This window comes from Thalassospira lucentensis, assembly GCF_001613805.1.
In the GTDB taxonomy this organism is placed as follows: Bacteria; Pseudomonadota; Alphaproteobacteria; order Rhodospirillales; family Thalassospiraceae; genus Thalassospira; species Thalassospira lucentensis_A.
Map to the genome: position 1 here is coordinate 236084 of NZ_LPVY01000008.1, position 15673 is coordinate 251756.

15 protein-coding genes and 1 tRNA gene are annotated in these 15673 nt (G+C 55.2%); 9 read left to right on the plus strand and 7 right to left on the minus strand.

What is annotated here, in order from left to right; translation table 11 throughout:
* Positions 1-28: 28 nt before the first annotated feature.
* On the minus strand, positions 29-1129 hold the full coding sequence (locus AUP42_RS09545; protein WP_062951272.1) for a hypothetical protein: 1101 nt from the start codon (positions 1127-1129) through the stop codon (positions 29-31).
* Positions 1130-1462: 333 nt separating this feature from the next.
* Here AUP42_RS09545 and secA point away from each other — a divergent pair, with 333 nt between their 5' ends.
* Positions 1463-4174, plus strand: a complete 2712-nt coding sequence (gene secA / locus AUP42_RS09550) for a preprotein translocase subunit SecA (protein WP_062951274.1) — start codon at positions 1463-1465, stop codon at positions 4172-4174.
* 82 nt (positions 4175-4256) lie between these two features.
* Here the strand turns inward: secA and AUP42_RS09555 are convergent, their stop codons facing one another.
* Complete coding sequence (locus tag AUP42_RS09555; RefSeq protein ID WP_062951278.1) at positions 4257-5132, minus strand: alpha/beta hydrolase; 876 nt, start codon at positions 5130-5132, stop codon at positions 4257-4259.
* 113 nt (positions 5133-5245) lie between these two features.
* On the opposite strand from AUP42_RS09555, the gene AUP42_RS09560 reads away from it, so the two are divergent.
* From AUP42_RS09560 to AUP42_RS09575, 4 genes are all read left to right on the plus strand, one after another.
* Positions 5246-6718 (plus strand): ankyrin repeat domain-containing protein, encoded by a 1473-nt coding sequence (locus tag AUP42_RS09560; protein WP_231858215.1) that lies wholly within the window; start codon positions 5246-5248, stop codon positions 6716-6718.
* Positions 6719-6807: 89 nt separating this feature from the next.
* Positions 6808-7239 (plus strand): 8-oxo-dGTP diphosphatase MutT, encoded by a 432-nt coding sequence (gene mutT, locus AUP42_RS09565; RefSeq protein ID WP_062951283.1) that lies wholly within the window; start codon positions 6808-6810, stop codon positions 7237-7239.
* A 58-nt stretch (positions 7240-7297) separates the two neighbouring features.
* Positions 7298-8059, plus strand: a complete 762-nt coding sequence (locus AUP42_RS09570) for a competence/damage-inducible protein A (protein WP_062951284.1) — start codon at positions 7298-7300, stop codon at positions 8057-8059.
* An 82-nt stretch (positions 8060-8141) separates the two neighbouring features.
* Entirely contained in the window at positions 8142-8483 is a 342-nt protein-coding gene (locus tag AUP42_RS09575; RefSeq protein ID WP_062951285.1) for a hypothetical protein, read from the plus strand.
* Positions 8484-8531: 48 nt separating this feature from the next.
* On the opposite strand, the gene AUP42_RS09580 is transcribed toward AUP42_RS09575, so the two are convergent.
* The 3 genes from AUP42_RS09580 to AUP42_RS09590 all read right to left on the minus strand — a co-directional run bounded on the left by AUP42_RS09580 (position 8532) and on the right by AUP42_RS09590 (position 11002).
* The gene (locus AUP42_RS09580) at positions 8532-8783 is read right to left on the minus strand and encodes a hypothetical protein (protein ID WP_062951286.1); all 252 of its coding nucleotides are present in this window, start codon (positions 8781-8783) and stop codon (positions 8532-8534) included.
* A 29-nt stretch (positions 8784-8812) separates the two neighbouring features.
* Positions 8813-9502 carry a 5,6-dimethylbenzimidazole synthase gene (bluB, locus tag AUP42_RS09585; protein WP_062951287.1) on the minus strand — a complete coding sequence of 230 codons (690 nt, stop codon included), beginning with the start codon at positions 9500-9502 and terminating at the stop codon, positions 8813-8815.
* Between the two features lie 102 nt (positions 9503-9604).
* Positions 9605-11002, minus strand: coding sequence for an autotransporter outer membrane beta-barrel domain-containing protein (locus AUP42_RS09590; RefSeq protein ID WP_231858216.1), 1398 nt, complete (start codon positions 11000-11002; stop codon positions 9605-9607).
* 240 nt (positions 11003-11242) lie between these two features.
* On the opposite strand from AUP42_RS09590, the gene AUP42_RS09595 reads away from it, so the two are divergent.
* From AUP42_RS09595 to AUP42_RS09605, 3 genes are all read left to right on the plus strand, one after another.
* Positions 11243-11331: transfer RNA gene (locus AUP42_RS09595), tRNA-Leu, on the plus strand.
* Positions 11332-11772: 441 nt separating this feature from the next.
* Complete coding sequence (locus tag AUP42_RS09600) at positions 11773-12165, plus strand: hypothetical protein (RefSeq protein WP_062951288.1); 393 nt, start codon at positions 11773-11775, stop codon at positions 12163-12165.
* Positions 12166-12211: 46 nt separating this feature from the next.
* Positions 12212-12487 carry a DUF3572 domain-containing protein gene (locus AUP42_RS09605; RefSeq protein WP_062951292.1) on the plus strand — a complete coding sequence of 92 codons (276 nt, stop codon included), beginning with the start codon at positions 12212-12214 and terminating at the stop codon, positions 12485-12487.
* Between the two features lie 29 nt (positions 12488-12516).
* On the opposite strand, the gene AUP42_RS09610 is transcribed toward AUP42_RS09605, so the two are convergent.
* Entirely contained in the window at positions 12517-13065 is a 549-nt protein-coding gene (locus tag AUP42_RS09610; RefSeq protein WP_231858217.1) for a GNAT family N-acetyltransferase, read from the minus strand.
* Positions 13066-13127: 62 nt separating this feature from the next.
* Positions 13128-13958, minus strand: coding sequence for an undecaprenyl-diphosphate phosphatase (locus AUP42_RS09615; protein ID WP_062951405.1), 831 nt, complete (start codon positions 13956-13958; stop codon positions 13128-13130).
* Between the two features lie 265 nt (positions 13959-14223).
* Between AUP42_RS09615 and AUP42_RS09620 the strand changes: the two genes are divergently transcribed.
* A complete protein-coding gene (locus AUP42_RS09620; RefSeq protein WP_062951294.1) occupies positions 14224-15654 on the plus strand; it encodes an NAD(P)-dependent oxidoreductase in 1431 nt (476 codons plus the stop codon).
* Positions 15655-15673 lie beyond the last annotated feature (19 nt).

Sequence of the window (15673 nt, forward strand, 5' to 3'; positions counted from 1 at the left end):
ATTGCGGCCCCATCCCGTGCTGCTATGGTCAGGCCAGAACGTCCTGTTCCTGGCTTGGGTCAATTACGGAAACGGTTTCACCGTTCGGCAACTGGAAGGTGGCACCGTTTTCATCCTGTCCGAAACGGCCCATCGGCATCAGCATGTCGACCGACAGTTTCAGCATCGGATCACCAGAACCGTCTTCGGCCATGGTTTCGGTCACACCACGTACGACCAGGGTTGCCTGTTCCATGATCTGGGCATTGAGTTTCGCCATGCGGCTGGCGAGAATGTCCTGCATGCTGGCATCTTCGGTGGTGCCATCTGCATTTTCTTTGCCCTCGGCTGCCGGTGCGGCACCGGTGGTATCAAGCATCAGATCGCGGATGAATTCGGCGACTCCGCTGCCTTCCATGTCAAACAGAAGACCGCCATTGCCCGCACTGGCCGGATTGCCGAGCATATCGACCAGATTACCGCCGCCAAGGCCATTCATGACGGCGCCAAGCGCACCCATCGCAGCCCCCATGCTGTTGCCGATGGCAACGGCTTCGGTTCTGACGATCTGAACCTTGGACGCCTCGTAATTGAACGAGAATTCGCCGGTTTCGCTGTTGATGTTGATATCAAGGGACTGCATTGCCATCATCGCGGACTCGGAAACCCCGACACCGGCACCCTTCGCCCCGGCATAAGAGATTTCGGTGCGCGAATGGCTGGCAATCGCCTGCTGGAAGGAGAAATCGATCTGGCCGTCATCAGCAGCCATTTCGCGGATTCCCTTGAACATCGCGTTGGTTGCGGCAAGGGCTTCCTTGTCATCCATTCCGGCCAGTTTGAACATTTCGACCATGTCATCCTTGATCAGTTCAAGGGCAGCGTCGAGCGCCTTGGCGAAAAGTTCATCCGTGGTCATCGGTTCGGATGTCAGGGATTTTGAACCGGCCGGTTGCAGATTTTTATCCGCATTGCGTGCAGCAACGGCATCTTCGGACAGATCCACAGGATCAACAACCGGATGCTGTTTCGAGCCGGTCTGTGTCGCACCGTTGCCCGAAGGGTTCCCGGATGTGGCAATCGGCTGACGCGTATCGGTCAGTGAAGACTGTCCCTGTCGAAAGGGATTAAGCGTGGAGAAATCCACCATTTCCTCCTCCTGAGGCTTCTTTCGCGCAAGGGGTTGAACCCTGATATGTCGCGAAAAAGATGAGCTACTTGCTCTCTAATTCAAAGTTGAACACCGATCATACGTGTTTTTCGCGATTTCCTCAAGCATGAAGGAAGTGACATTCGCGAGTACAGGCAAAGGTTGTGCAAGTCGGCCCCTTTGGCCCGGACTTTTGGGGGTCATAACAGCCCGAACATTAGCGATAATGGTTCGTTCCGTTGACAGATGGCAGACAGGGTTCTATCTGTGATCGGGCCTCGGTATATAGCCGTTGCCCCATAACTGTTTTTTCATTTGTTCAGGAACGTTTTAATGCTCGGCGTAATTGCCCGGAAAATTTTCGGTTCAGCTAACGATCGTGAAGTCAAAGCCCTGCGGGCCACGGTCGAGCAAGTCAATGCCCTGGAACCCGAAGTCGAAAAGCTTAGTGACGACGAACTGCGCGCCCGTACCGATTGGCTGCGCGAACGTCTGTCGAAGGGCGAGACTCTGAAGGATATTCTTCCTGATGCATTTGCCACCGTCCGCGAGGCGGCCAAGCGTGTGCGCGGCGAACGTCATTACGATGTCCAGCTTATGGGCGGCATGGTTCTGACACTTGGCAAGATCGCCGAGATGAAAACCGGTGAAGGTAAAACGCTTGTTTCGACCCTTCCGGTTTATCTGAACGCGATTGAAGGCAAGGGTGTTCACGTTGTTACGGTCAACGATTACCTTGCGCGTCGTGACGCGGAATGGATGGGGCAGGTATACGGCTTCCTGGGTCTTAGCGTTGGCGTGATCATGCATGGCATGACCGATGACCAGCGTCGTTCGGCCTATGCGTGCGACATTACCTATGCCACCAATAACGAGCTGGGCTTTGATTATCTGCGCGATAACATGAAGTTCCGCCTTGAAGACATGGTGCAGCGCCCGTTCAACTTTGCCATCGTCGATGAGGTTGACAGCATCCTGATCGACGAAGCGCGTACCCCGCTGATCATTTCCGGCCCGGCCGAAGACAGTTCGGAGCTGTATCGCGCGATTGATGCGTTGATCCCGAAACTGACCGAGGACGATTACGAGAAGGATGAAAAGGCACGCGCCGTCACCCTGACCGAAGATGGTACCGAGAATGCCGAACAGCTTTTGCAGCAGATGGGCATCCTGACGGAAGGCACGCTTTATGACGTGGCCAACGTGCATCTGGTGCACCACGTCAATCAGGCGCTGAAGGCGCACAAGCTGTTCCAGAAGGATACCGATTACATCGTCAAGGACGACAAGGTCGTGATCATTGACGAGTTCACGGGGCGTATGATGGAAGGCCGCCGTTATTCCGATGGCCTGCATCAGGCACTGGAAGCCAAGGAAAAGGTCAAGATCCAGAACGAAAACCAGACTCTGGCCTCGATCACCTTCCAGAACTATTTCCGTCTTTACCCGACGCTTGCGGGGATGACCGGTACGGCAATAACGGAAGCCGAAGAGTTCGAGGAAATCTATAACCTTCAGGTTGTTGAAATCCCGACCCATCGCCCGATTGCCCGTAAAGACGCCGATGATGAAATTTATCGGACGGCCAAGGAAAAATGGAACGCGATTGCCGATCTTCTGGAAGATTGCCATAAGCGCGGCCAGCCGGCCCTTGTCGGCACGGTTTCGATTGAAAAATCGGAAATTCTTGGCGCGTTGCTGAAAGAACGCAAAATCCCGCACGAGGTCCTGAACGCCAAGCAGCATGAACGCGAAGCGTTCATCGTGGCACAGGCCGGTGCGCCGGGCGCGATCACGATTGCAACCAACATGGCCGGTCGCGGGACTGACATCAAACTTGGCGGCAACGTTGAAATGCGTGCCGAGATCGAGCTTGCCAATATCGACGACGATGCAAAGCGTGCCGAGGGGATCGAGCGGATCAAGGCCGAAGTGAAGGCCGATCAGCAGAAGGTTCTGGATGCCGGTGGTCTGTTCGTGATCGGTACCGAACGCCATGAGTCGCGTCGTGTCGATAACCAGCTTCGCGGCCGTTCCGGTCGTCAGGGTGACCCGGGTGGTTCGAAATTCTTCCTGTCGCTTGAAGATGACCTGATGCGTATTTTCGGGTCCGAGCGTATGGACGGGATGCTTCAGAAGCTTGGCCTTCAGGAAGGCGAGGCGATCTATCACCCGTGGATCAACAAGGCGCTTGAAAAGGCACAGCAGAAGGTCGAGGCGCGCAACTTCGACATTCGTAAGAACGTGCTGAAATTTGATGACGTCATGAATGACCAGCGTAAGGTCATTTATGAACAGCGCCGCGATCTGATGCAGGCCAAGCATGTTGCCGAAGATGTGGCCGACATGCGCAGCGAAGTCGTCGAAGACCTCGTGACCAAATACTGCCCGGAAAAGGTTTATCCGGAACAGTGGGAAGCGGCCAGCCTGCATGAAGAATGCACGCGTCTGTTTGGCCTTGATCTTCCGGTGACCGACTGGGTCAAGGAAGAAGGGATTGATGTCGAAGTCATGCGCGAGCGGATCGAGCAGGCGGTTGAAAGCAAGATGGCAGCCAAGGTTGCCAATTATGGCGCCGATATCATGCGCCAGGTCGAAAAGAGCCTTGTTCTTCAGCTGCTGGATCAGACCTGGAAAGAGCATCTTCTGGCGCTTGATCACCTGCGTCAGGGCATTGGTCTTCGCGCCTATGGCCAGCGCGATCCGTTAAACGAGTTCAAGCGCGAGGCGTTCAACCTGTTTGAAGGCATGCTGGTGACATTGCGTGAACGTGTGACCCAGATGCTGTCGCATGTTGAATTGCAGTCCACCCCACGCCCGGAAGACCTTGAACCACGCCGCGCACCGCAGGAAATGCACGAAAATCACCCGGAACCCGAAACCATGGCGGGTGAAAGTGGTGACAGTGCAACGGTCCATTCGCGTGCGGCATCGGGCAATGTTGACCCCAACGATCCATCGACATGGGGCCGTGTTGCACGAAACGCCGCATGTCCGTGCGGATCGGGTAAAAAGTACAAGCATTGCCACGGTCAGCTGGCGTAAGCCAATCTATGTGGGTTTGATTTGCAAAACGCGTCGTTTTAAACGGCGCGTTTTGTTTTATGACCGGGGTTTTATGCGCTTGTTACTGTGTCGAAAGTAATGGCGCAGTTTGCATCTTTCGTGCGGCCAGAAATTCCAGAATGGGATTCAGCACGGCCCGGTTTTCTGTCAGGATGCTGCCGAGTGCAATCAGGGTTCCGGCATGGCCGGTGTCGTCGATTTCAATCAGTTTTGCATCCGGGGCAAGTTCCGCCAAGCGGCGGGAATTGCGGGGGTAGACCGTATGATCACGCGTACCCGTGATCAGAAGCATCGGCGGCATGTGTGACAGGTCCTGTTCGACCGGCTGGCTTTGGGCAGCAGGGGTTTCGCCAAAGGCAATCCGGGTTGCCTTAACATCGTAGGGATAGAAATCATAAGGGCCGGAAAGCCCGATGATGCCTGCAATGTCGTTAGACGACATGCCCACAGATGCCAGATAGGACTGATCGGCCACCAGTTGAACCGCGTTATAGGCACCGGCGGAATGACCAGCCAATATCATCGGGATTGTGGTGATGCGGTCGGGATGTTGATTGCCGTACTGCTTCATGAAGGCGAGTGCCCTGGCGCCGTCTTCGATAAATTCGGGGAAACGGATTTGGGGCACCAGCCGGTAATCGGGGATGGCCACCGCGTAGCCCATATCGGTAAAGCGTTTGGCGACGAAGGCGTATTTTGCCTTGTCACCCGAATCCCACGATCCGCCATAAAACCAGACGATCAGGGGGGCCGGTTTTGAGCGGTCAGGCGGCAGATAGAGATCAAGTTTCTGGCGTTCATCATCGCCGTATCGCAGGTCGGCAACAGTCGGGTGATAGTCCCCTGCCTGCAGGTGATTGAATGCGGCGAGTTTGTCGCAGGCCGCCAGAAACAGGGCTGCGATCAGGGCATTTGCCGTTAGTTTGAGTACGCGCATTGTCACCGTAAAACAGATATTATCGATTTGGATTTAAAGCTTATACGCGAAAGCCCGCCATCGGGATTTGTTTCATTTCAAGGGTGTTAGACGTGCATCGCAGTTCGGGTTTGATGACTTTGGCAAGAACACTGGTTGTGATGCCGGTTCTGATCGTCTTTTCATCTGCGGCATTCGCAGACAATGACAATGAGGCTTATGAAGCCGCGATTGCCGGTATGACACAAAATCCGCAAGCCGCAGAAAAGGCGGTTAAGGGCCGGTCGGACGGTGTCGGATTGCTGGACCGGATGTTGTTTTTATACGCGTTTAAGGACCAGAGCCCGGCACGTGATCGTGAAATCGCTGCCTTGCAAGACCGCGTCAATGAAGACGTCATTCCGTTGACTGACGAGCTGGAACGCAGTGTGCTGGGGGACTTGCAAAGCTTTGACGGATCAATTGAAAGCCTGTTGCCGACGATCACGCTGGCGTCGAGCAGCGGTTATGCGAATACGGATTCCGCGTTTTACGCCATTCCCTGTGCGATTTTGCAGCGACAGCCGGGGCTTCTAGATGCAACCCGACCGACATGGGGCGGCAATCGCGACAATTTCATGCCGCGTTCGGGGTGCCAATGGGGGCGCGGGGTGGTTGCGGGCTATCCAACCGCGCTGATGAATGCCTATGCTGACGCGGCTTATCTGGCCAGTGGGGATATGTTTGCCCCGGAAAACGGAACGATACGTTTTGCGCATATGGCAGGGCAAAGTCACGATCTTGAGATGGCGATGCTAAAGCCTGATGAATTGCCGTCTGCCCCCACGGGATCGCGTAAACCGTTCGAGGTCTGGTCGTATCTTTCGCCCGCCAACCGGGATGTTTTCAACGCGATTGAAGCCGCGCGGATACCGGCGCAGGATGCGTTGATTACCTATTGGGTTTCACGCGGCGAAAGCCGGGATATGGCAGTTAAAATCGCCCGCGATACCCTGTTTTCCGTGGTGTATGGGGCCGATTGCGATACGCCGGTACCGGTTGATGCGATGCGTGTGATGTTAATCGAAAACCGCCCGGTTGCGGATATCGTGGCGATGGCAACGCGCGGTGCGGGGCAGGATGGAAACCTGTTTGCCCGATGTGCGGCGTACGGGGGTATTGACCCGTTATTGCATGTTGCAGTGATGCGATCCGACAGTACGGAAATCCTCGATATTTTGTCGCAGAAGGGTTATCTCGCCGATATCGAGGCACGCAATGATTTTGGCAAAACCGCCTTGATGGCCGCTGCCCAGCAGGGCAACAGCCCAGCGGTAAGATGGTTGTTGGACAAGGGGGCGGATGTTCAGGCGCGGACAAATGCCACGGATAAATGGGAATATCCCCGCCATGGGGAACGAACAGCATTGCATTATGCCGCGGCGGCAGGGGAGGCTGCGGTCGTGAAGATGCTGATTGCGGCCGGGGCCAAGACCAATGCGGTTGATGATGAAGGATTTTCGGTGCGCGATTACCTGATCGGTCGGGAAGATTTGCCGGGGAATACGACGGTTTCAAGCGAAGATCGTGCGATGATTTTGCGATTGCTGGACGGGCAAAAGGGTTGAGCCGATTTCGGTCAAATGCGGCACTTGGCGAAAGCAGACTTGCAGGATAAAACAATCGCATGAGCATTCAGAATCCAGATAGAGGCTGCATGTCGGTGGACCTGCGGCAGGGGAAAATCCCGGAAAGAACGGTGTTTGTCAGTGCGGTTGCGCTGGTGGATGCAGATCATCGCGTGTTGATCGCCCAGCGCCCCGAAGGCAAATCGATGGCGGGGCTGTGGGAGTTTCCGGGCGGCAAGGTCGAGGCGGGCGAGACGCCGGAAATGGCATTGGTGCGCGAGCTTAAGGAAGAGCTTGGTATCGACATCACCGAAAGCTGTCTGGCACCTTTTACCTTTGCATCATTTACCTATGACGATTTCCATCTGATGATGCCGCTTTATCTGTGCCGGGTCTGGAAGGGGGAGATTACCCCGATGGAAGGCCAGCAGGTCAAATGGGTGCGCCCGATCCGGTTGGGTGATTATCCGATGCCGCCAGCCGATGTGCCGCTGGTGGCAATGTTGCGCGATTTTCTGTGACGATCCGGCTGGTGCCGCCGGTCGTATCAAATGAAGAATTCAAATTTGCGGGGTTGTGATGTCTGAAGCGGTTCGGGCCTGTCTGATCATTATCGGCAATGAAATCCTTTCGGGGCGAACCCATGACAAGAACCTGCCCTATCTGGCGGAAGAACTGAACAAGCTTGGCATTCGGTTGGCCGAGACGCGGGTGATTCCCGACATCGAAACCACGATCATCGAAACGGTCAATGAGTGCCGGGCAAAGTTCGATTATGTCTTTACCACCGGCGGCATTGGTCCGACCCATGATGATATTACATCACCCTGTGTTGCGCGGGCCTTCGGGGTCGAGATTGAACTGAATGCACAAGCGCATGAATTGCTGAAAAGCCATTATGAAAATCCGGCTGATCTGAACGAGGCGCGGCTTCGCATGGCGCATATTCCGGTCGGGGCAGAGCTGATTGATAATCCGATATCCAAGGCACCGGGTTTCCGGATGGAAAATGTCTATGTCATGGCCGGTGTGCCGATGATCATGCAGGCGATGTTCCAGGGGATCAAACATCAGCTGACCGGCGGGCGACCAATGGTTTCGCGGTCCATCGGGGGATATATCCCCGAAGGCACGATTGCCAAGGTGCTGGGCGAAATCCAGCATGATTTCCCCGATACCGATATCGGGTCCTATCCGTTCCTGCGTGAGGGAAAACTGGGCACGACGCTTGTGGTGCGGGGCGAAGAGGCCAAGGATGTCGATCTGGCATCCGAGCGCATCCGGGCTGCGATCATAGAGCAGGGCCGCGAGGTTATCGAGGATAGCGGCGCAGTTTCGTAACGCGTGGATTGCGATTGATCATTTTGGCGATGCTATAATTCCGGCTATGACAATCCGATGATGTCGCGTTGGAGGAACCAGCATGACGGGCAAGTCAAACGACACGGATGAAATTCGTAACAGCAAGGCTGCGCGCGAAGCCCGTTCCATTATCAAGTTCATGATCGAACATACCGCCTATGGCGGGTTCGGTGCGCTGGTATTTGGTGCCTTGGTGCTGTTTTTTGACATTGGCGGGATTTACAGCCTTGCCATGGCATCACGTGATGCGCCGATCTTTATCATGCTGCTGTTTTTCGGGTTGTTCATCACGTTTGGCGGTATCAGCCTTGGCATCGGAATCATGAATTTGGGCGGGTTTTCCGATAATGACAGCTATGACGACGAACGAAAAAAGCATCGTGATGATCGGAACGGATCATAAAAAAGGCGCTGATGATTTCAGCGCCTTTTGCCATCTAGCGAACCGCGATCAGGGCCGGTCCGCACCACTGCGCGAACGCAGTATTTTGGCGATGATCATGCCACCGATCCAGAATGCCAGCGGCACGACAAAGATATAGTCAAACATCGGGTGCGTGGTATCGCCCCCGGAAATTGCCAGAATGTAACCAACCCACGCCGCGGTCAGAAGATAGCCCATGATCTTGAAGTAATGACCATTGGGCAGGCCTTTTTTTGCGGGTTGTTCGGGGTTGGTTGGTTGGCCTTTATCGGCGGTCATCGGGATTTCCTTTGATGATCGGATTTGGGTTAGCGTTCAAGCGTCAGGTCAGCGGGATTGATGCGATCCTGCCAGCCCTCGCGGACGAGTTCGGGAACGACGTGGTCTTCTTCAGGATAGCCGATGCACAGATAGGCAATCAGTCGCCAATGTGATGGGACTTCAAGCGCTTTGAGAACGGTTTCGGGTTCAAGGATCGAGACCCAGCCGACCCCGATGCCCTTGACGCGCGCGGCCAGCCACAAAAGCTGTACGGCGGCGACGGCAGAATAATCGAGCATTTCGGGCATGGTTTTGCGGCCCAATCCCATGCCAGCCTCGGTTTCCTCGTCGGCGAAGACGGCGAGCTGCACGGGGGCCTGATCCATGCCCTGCAATTTCAGGGACGCATAAAGTCTGGCACGTTCGCCGTGATAGTCGTTGAGCGCCTGCTGATTGGCGCGTTCAAAACTGTCGCGGATGGCCTGGCGGCGGTCGGGATCGTTGACCTTTACAAAACGCCATGGCTGAGAATTGCCGACAGACGGGGCAAGGCAGGCTTCCTTGATCAGGTCATCAATATCGGCCCTGGGGATCGGGTCGGTGCGAAAACGCCGCACGTCACGACGCCACAAAAGCAGATCGATGAACTGCTTTTGAAAGGTGCGATCAAACACCGGCGGGGTTAGTGTATCTGTCGCGTCGGGCGTATCGGGCGCATCGCGATCGGATTGGGTCATGGCGTGAACCTGCTGGTCTTGGCGGTTTCGAATTCTTTGTGCACCCTAACCGGACAGGGATGTAACGCCAAGCCACAAGATATCAGCAAGGGGCGGAAAACATCAGAAATCGAAATGGATCGTCATCAGGCCAGAAAGATTGTTGTGTTCGGTTTCGAAGGTCAGTTTTCGCTGTACCTCGAGGCTTATCTGACCGGGAATGCCACCCCAGTTATGGGTGATGCCACCCCCCATTTGCGAATAGGTGCTGGTATTTTCACTTGTCACGTAGGGGCTCAGGACCCCGTAGCCATAGGGCAATTCCGAACGCAGACTGAGTTCCGACCTTATACCCTCGACCGCATCGGAATTTGGTGAAAATTCGCGGAAGCCTTCGACGGATGCCCCGATCTGCCATGGGTCATAGGCATATTCGGTGCCGGCAAAGTAGCGGCGATTGGTTGAACGACCATAACCCTGGTTCATCAGGGTGATAGCCTGATCCTGGCCAGCAAAGGGCACAAGGCGATGATCGCCCAGAACAAGGTTATAGCGTGCCTCGGCGGTGCTATCGAAAATCTGGTTCAAGGCCGTGCGTGCCGGCACCAGTGATCCGTCGACCGCGCGTGCGCTTTCAAATTCCTCGCGGGCGGTGATGATATCCCCGTCGAGGCTGAGCGTGACGGGTAGAAAGCCGAGATCATATTCCGTGCCGAAGCCGATGGAGCTCGACAATGTAGAACTGTCGAGATTTTCGGCATAGCTGAGATCATCCGAACCGCCATTGAGTGCGGATTGGGTGATGGTGCTGCTGCCAATTCCGATGCTGCCGCGAATATTCAGCCATTCGGTCATGCGCGATACAAAATAGGGGGAAAATGTAACGTTGTTTTCCCGGTATAAAACCTGCCTTGCGGCGGCTTCGCTCAGCGTGCTGCCCCAACCGACACCAAGTCCGATAATCAGGCTGTCATCAACCTGATAATCGACCCCGGTATCAATCGAGATGACATCGCCGCTGAGGTTCGGGTTGTAACCGGTATCGGCAATGCGATTCTCGATATTCGTCTGGCTGCCATGGACCCACATGTTGATGGGCGTGGCCCGACGGCGTGCCTGATTCGGGAAGGTGCCATTCGCCGTATCGAAATCAAGTTTCTTGGCAATTGATGCCAAAGCGGACCGGCCGCCAAATGTTTCGATGGTTGTTGCATCACCGGTGCCAAGCGCAAGTGCATTTGGCGGCTGGGCCGGGGCAGGAATCGAATTATCGAGAAAAAGAGGCCCGATTGTGCTTCCGACGAGATCTTTTTCCATCTTGTCATAGAGGCGATTGAGGTGGCGTTGCTGGTTGGCCGACCGGTTGATTGTCTCACTTCGCAGGATCGGAGCGTCAAGACGGCTGGAGCCGTCATCTTCGGCGTTGGCATGGGGAATGATTTCGTGGCGCAACAACAGGCCAAGCATGGCAAGCGCCAGACATGCTGAAATAGCCAGTGAAATGTACCTGTGCCTCTTCACGGTCAACCGGATCGCCTGTTGGATTCCTTTGGGATCGTTGCAACCTTGCCGGGGAAAAATGGGGGTAATGTGGTGAAAGACAGGCAATTATGTCGCAATGCCGCATTCGCTATTATGCAGGTACCACCCATGTCGGGCTTACCGGGATTGGCAAAATCGGGCATTCCGGTATTGCGCCGTTTTTAAAGCCGCGCTAGAACCCTGTTCTGCCGGTTGGAACTCCAGCCTTGTGAGCGCTTTGCGGGCGTGGCGAAATTGGTATACGCAGCGGACTTAAAATCCGCCGGTCCTTAAAGACCTTGCCGGTTCAAGTCCGGCCGCCCGCACCATTTACATCTGATTGTAAGATTGCCCCGTTCGTCCGGGGGACATGCGCCATCAAATAACCTGCTTTGCAAACTAGTTATCAGGAACAAACGCAACATGCGTGCGTTTGACCGGGACCGATGTCCCCTTGCGACAGGAGCAAATGATGATCCATCTTTTTGTATTCGGCGTGATTGCTGTCAGTGCACTGGTTGTTGCCTGAAGCAAATAACGATGCGCGTCTCGGACCGCAGATGCGGTCTGGGAGGGCGCGCGTTTTAACGTGCCAGAACACTTCCACTCTTTCTTTTGGCATCTGAGATTATCTGTTTTCTGCAATTTTTTGCGGGACAGAAAGTGCTGCGTGATGGTTCTCACAGCATTGCCGGATTTACCGGATATAAATCAGAAACGCTTATGACCAATGGCATGGCCCGAAAACGGGCAGCTTTCGGAGTGGTTGGGTGAACGATATCGATAGTGAAGACGAAGGCCCGCGCAAGAAAGAGCGGTTCGGCAAATATGTCGTGCCCGAGGAACGTGCGGCCAATATCGTCAAGCAGCTTGACGAGTTTCTGCGCAAGGGCCCGCGCAAGGGGCTTAAATATTCACGCTGGCAACAGATCGCCTGGTACGAGATTGTTGACGAGCTTAAACGCGCCGAAGCCGCCCAGAAGAATCAGGACAGTCTTACGAAATCGGCATTTCTGGCCCTTGCGGTCGGGTTTGGCACCATCGGATTCTGGGGACTCGTCGTGTTGCTGGGGCAGAATTTCGGCATGATCGGCGGCATTCTGATCGTGATTGCCGGGCTGGTTGTCTGGCGTGCTCTGGCCAAGGCAAAGTGGTTCAGCTAGCCCCGTCGGCAAACGGCGAGGTGTAGCGATAAAGGATGAGGGGACGATGAACAAGGAAGCGGCTGAAACTCTGGCCATCCGGGCAATTGCCCATATTGCGGGCGATGACGAGTTGCTTGAAGGGCTTTTTGCCCAGACCGGTATGGGGCTTGATGACCTGAAAGCCGGGATCACCAGCAATGAAGTCCAATTGGGTGCGATTGACTTTTTAATGTCGCACGAGCCGTTCCTGATGCGTTTTGTCGACGATAGCGGTTATGCGCCGGAAGATCCGGCGCGTGCGCAAATCGTCCTTTCGGGCGGGCCGATCTGGCAGGATTAATGCCTTCCGGTCGTGTTGTCGGACCGGATTCATATCATCACGACGGGGGCCGGGCCGATATCGGGTTGTGGGTCTGTTTTCATCAACCCGTAGATCACCGAATCACGAATGCCGATATGCGTGTTCCAGGTACCACGAAGCTGACCTTCGCGGGTAAAGCCCAGTTTTTCGAATACCCGGATCGATGCAATATTGTCCGGATCGATATCGGCAAAGATGCGGCGCGCGGTCGTGGTTTCAAACAGATACCCAATGGCATGGGACAAGGCCCGTGCGGCGAGGTTTTGCCCGCGTGCCACAGGGGAAATCATACAGGCGGCTTCCCACACGTTTGGGTCATCGCCGGTATCATAAAGGGCGATGCGGCCAAGGGCCGGGCCATCCGGCGACGCGGCAACCGCCCATGACGTCTTTTCAAAGCCGCTGTTCCAGTGTTTGAGCTTTGCGATGGTATCCGCGACCGATGCAAAGGCCGGTTCGGGAAGCCATGTGCAGCATTCCGGATCACCAAAAATGGCGTGGAGAGCCGCACCGTCAGCAACAGGATCAATCGGGCGAAGAAACATTCGGGCAGGCATGGTCGATCACTTGGCCATTTGGTTGGTCAGTTGCGCAATGGCAGGCTATTGTGACGGCAGGATTACCCGAGGAACAGGATCGGGCCGCCGCCATAGCCATAAATCCACACCAGCAAGCCACCGCCCAGAAGAATGCGGTAAATCGCAAACGGCGTGAAGGTTGACCGTTTAAGCCAGCTCATGAGCATGGCGATGGCGATCAGGGCGGTGATGAAGGAGAGGCCGGCAGCCAGCAGGACATCCATGGTCAAGGCCATGTCACCCGATTGTTGCAGATCGATACCGGCCAGAAGGCCAGCGCCCAGAATGACCGGGATCGACAGCAGCATCGAAAACTGTGCGGCATCAGCACGTTCATAGCCCATCAGGCGTGCCGCAGTCATGGTGATGCCCGAACGGCTGGTGCCGGGAACAAGGGCAACGACCTGTGCGAGGCCGATGAACAGCGCCCCGCCCCAGCGCATATGTTCAAGCCGGTTGATCGTCATGCCGATCTTGTCGGCAATCCAAAGGACAATGCCAAAGACAAGCGTGGTCCAGGCAATGATTTCGACCGAGCGCAGTTGTTCCTCGATGCCCGAGACTTTGAAATAGAAGCCGACCGCGACCACCGGGATGGTGGCGAAAATGATGTGCAGGGCGAGTCGGGCACCGGGATTGATCCGGCCGGACAAAAGCACGAAGAATCCGCCGATCATCGCGAAAACATCGCGCCAGAAATAGATCATTACAGCGGCCAGTGTGCCGACATGAACGGCAACATCTACCAACAAACCCTGATCTGCAGCACCAGTCAGGGCGGGGGTCAGGATCAGGTGACCTGATGAACTGATGGGGAGGAATTCCGTGATCCCCTGGATGACTGCCAGAAGAATTATATGTTGTAACGTCACCCCGGCCTCGATCGCTGTTATCGGCAAAAACTCCCCGCTTATAGCAGCTTAGCGCGAACAGGCGAAATGCATTAATAGTACCAAAATGGTACTAATGAAACTTTCTTTCAGCGCTTTAAAACCCGAAATTCCCGATATCCTGATTTTATTTGGGGATATAATGGTCAGTAATATTGACCTATCATGCATTTTGTGCTGGATTCTTGCAAAACCGGCGCGTATACAAAAGCCAACCCGCAACATAAAACCCTTTTAGAGGGCTGCTATGACAGAAAAGATGCTGAAGTTTGTTCATCTTGAACAAAAATATCCGCACAAGAGAGAAGCATCCGAGCGTCGCACGGACTTCAATGAAATTTACGAAGGTTTCGAGACAGAAGCTGCGGCCGATCAGTCTGCGCGCTGCTCGCAATGTGGTGTGCCGTTCTGTCAGGCCCATTGTCCTTTGTATAATAACATCCCGGACTGGCTGCGCCTGACGACCGAAGGTCGCATGGAAGAAGCCTATGCCATTTCGGCGGCAACCAACAACATGCCCGAAGTGACCGGTCGCATCTGCCCGCAGGACCGTCTGTGTGAAGGCAATTGCGTGATCGAACAGTCAACGCATGGCGCTGTCACGATTGGCTCTGTCGAGAAATACATTACCGATACCGCCTTTGCGAATGGCTGGGTCAAGGCGCCCAAGCCGATGCAGGAAAACGGTATGTCAGTCGGGATCATCGGTGGTGGTCCCGCAGGCATGGCAGCGGCCGAACAGCTGCGCCTTAAAGGATATGAAGTCCATATCTATGACCGCTATGACCGCATGGGCGGATTGCTGGTTTATGGGATTCCGGGCTTCAAGCTTGAAAAACATATCGTTGAACGCCGGGTGAAGCTGCTTGAAGAAGGCGGTGTCGTCATGCACACCGAATTCGAGGTTGGCCGTGATGCGACGCTTGATGAACTGCGCCGCAAACATGACAGCGTTCTGATCGCAACGGGCGTTTACAAGTCCCGCGATCTGAAGCTGCCGGGTGTTGGTCTTGGCAATATCTATCCGGCACTGGAATATCTGACCACATCGAACCGCATCGGTCTTGGCGATACGGTTGCGGCCTATGACGACGGCACGCTGAACGCCAAAGACAAGAACGTTGTCGTTATTGGCGGCGGCGATACGGCCATGGACTGTGTCCGTACCGCAATCCGTCAGGGTGCGAAGTCGGTCAAATGCCTTTATCGCCGTGACCGTGCCAACATGCCGGGCTCACAGCGCGAAGTGGCCAATGCCGAGGAAGAAGGCGTTGAGTTTGTCTGGCTGACCAACCCGGAAGCCTTTGTTGGCGACGACAAGGTTACCGGTGTGCGCGCGGTCAAGATGCGCCTTGGCGCCCCGGATGCCGGTGGCCGCCAGAGCCCGGAACTGATCGAAGGTTCGAACTACACCATGGATGCCGACATGGTCATCTTGGCCCTTGGTTTCGAGCCGGAAGACCTGCCGACCATGTTCGAGGCACCGGAACTGGGTGTGTCACGCTGGGGCACGGTTAAAATCGATTTCCGCTCGATGATGACCAATCTGGATGGCGTTTTTGCCGCCGGTGATATTGCGCGCGGTGCGTCGCTGGTGGTCTGGGCCATCCGTGACGGTCGCGATGCGGCTGACCGGATCGATGAATATCTGCTGGCGCGCAAAGAAGCTGCTGCTTAAGCCCGCTGCCGCATTAGGA

Excerpts from the sequence above, each read along its gene's own strand:
- secA (WP_062951274.1), top strand. The coding sequence starts at position 1,463 with ATGCTCGGCGTAATTGCCCGGAAAATTTTCGGTTCAGCTAACGATCGT.
- AUP42_RS09575 (WP_062951285.1), top strand. The coding sequence starts at position 8,142 with ATGACGGGCAAGTCAAACGACACGGATGAAATTCGTAACAGCAAGGCT.
- mutT (WP_062951283.1), top strand. The coding sequence starts at position 6,808 with ATGTCGGTGGACCTGCGGCAGGGGAAAATCCCGGAAAGAACGGTGTTT.
- AUP42_RS09570 (WP_062951284.1), top strand. The coding sequence starts at position 7,298 with ATGTCTGAAGCGGTTCGGGCCTGTCTGATCATTATCGGCAATGAAATC.
- AUP42_RS09580 (WP_062951286.1), bottom strand. The coding sequence starts at position 8,783 with ATGACCGCCGATAAAGGCCAACCAACCAACCCCGAACAACCCGCAAAA.
- AUP42_RS09555 (WP_062951278.1), bottom strand. The coding sequence starts at position 5,132 with ATGCGCGTACTCAAACTAACGGCAAATGCCCTGATCGCAGCCCTGTTT.
- AUP42_RS09560 (WP_231858215.1), top strand. The coding sequence starts at position 5,246 with ATGACTTTGGCAAGAACACTGGTTGTGATGCCGGTTCTGATCGTCTTT.
- AUP42_RS09620 (WP_062951294.1), top strand. The coding sequence starts at position 14,224 with ATGACAGAAAAGATGCTGAAGTTTGTTCATCTTGAACAAAAATATCCG.
- AUP42_RS09610 (WP_231858217.1), bottom strand. The coding sequence starts at position 13,065 with ATGCCTGCCCGAATGTTTCTTCGCCCGATTGATCCTGTTGCTGACGGT.
- AUP42_RS09605 (WP_062951292.1), top strand. The coding sequence starts at position 12,212 with ATGAACAAGGAAGCGGCTGAAACTCTGGCCATCCGGGCAATTGCCCAT.
- AUP42_RS09545 (WP_062951272.1), bottom strand. The coding sequence starts at position 1,129 with ATGGTGGATTTCTCCACGCTTAATCCCTTTCGACAGGGACAGTCTTCA.
- bluB (WP_062951287.1), bottom strand. The coding sequence starts at position 9,502 with ATGACCCAATCCGATCGCGATGCGCCCGATACGCCCGACGCGACAGAT.